Here is a 1,173-nt window from a genome sequence, read left to right as displayed (position 1 = left end):
AGCCGACCCTGCGGACCGGCGGCCGCGGCAATAGCGCCGGCTATTCCAATGCCGAGGTGGACCGGCTGATCGACGCCGCCGAGACCGAGGTGGACCAGGAGAAGCGCCGTGTGGGCTACCGGCGCGCTGCTGGGCGGCAGCATGATCGTCGAGACGGTCTTCGGCTGGCCGGGGCTCGGCCGCGTGGTGGTGGAGAGCATCTTCGCGCGCAACTACCCGCTCGTTCAGGCGGCGGTGCTGCTCTACGCGGTGATCTATGTCGTCCTGAACTTCGCGGCCGACCTGCTCTATGCGAGCCTGAATCCCAAGGTGCGCCTTTGAGCGACAGCGTGGCCGAAGCGCCCGAGCTCTCGCCCACCGGCTTGGCGCTGCGGCGGCTGCTMGAGAACCGCACCGCCGTGCTGGCCTGCGCCATCGTGCTGGCCGTGGCGCTGCTGGCCCTGCTGGCCCCATGGGTCGCGCCGCATGACCCCACCGACACGGATCTGCTCCGCCGGCTCTGCGCGCCCGCCTGGATGGAGGAGAACACGGAGCCCGGCTACTGGCTCGGCTGCGATTCACTCGGGCGCGACATCCTTTCGCGACTGATCCATGGCGCGCGGGTCTCGCTCTCGGTCGCTGCCATGGTCGTGGGGATCGCCGCTGTCATCGGCACCTTGGCGGGGCTGACGGCGGGGTATCTGCGGGGATGGGCGGACACGCTGATCTCGCGCCTGGTCGATACGCTGCTCGGCTTTCCCTATCTGGTCTTCGCGGTCGGGCTGATGGCGATGATGGGGCCGGGGCTGCACAACATCGTCGCGGCGCTGGTGGTGAAGGAATGGGTCTTCACCTGCCGCGTCGTGCGCGGCGAGACCCTGGCGGCCCGCGAGCAGGATTACGTCGAGGCGGCGCGGGCACTGGGCTGCTCGCCCGCCCATATCATGCTGCGCGAGATCCTGCCCAACGTGCTGTCGCCGGTGCTGGGCGTGGCCACCGTCCGCATGGCCTATGTCATCATCATGGAGGCCTCGCTCTCCTTCCTCGGCCTGGGCGTCCAGCCGCCGACGCCCTCCTGGGGCTCCATGGTGGCGGATGGGCGCGACTTCCTGGTCGATGCCTGGTGGGTTTCGACCCTGCCGGGCCTGTGCATCCTGGTCCTGGTGCTGGCGATCAACCTGGCTAGCCAGGGGC

2 protein-coding genes are annotated in these 1,173 nt (G+C 69.5%); both read left to right on the top strand.

Going from position 1 to position 1,173, the window contains the following annotated elements:
• Positions 1-108 precede the first annotated feature (108 nt).
• Positions 109-321, top strand: coding sequence for an ABC transporter permease subunit (locus AC1DWF_RS32185; RefSeq protein WP_476842592.1), 213 nt, complete (start codon positions 109-111; stop codon positions 319-321).
• A partial coding sequence (locus AC1DWF_RS32180) for an ABC transporter permease (RefSeq protein WP_476842591.1) occupies positions 318-1,173 on the top strand: 856 nt, incomplete at its 3' end. The genes AC1DWF_RS32185 and AC1DWF_RS32180, both read left to right, overlap by 4 nt.

The organism is Aminobacter sp. P4_D5 (assembly GCF_056401815.1).
The sequence above is the reverse complement of the archived record's forward strand: the minus strand, read 5'-3'. Positions and strand labels throughout refer to the sequence as shown.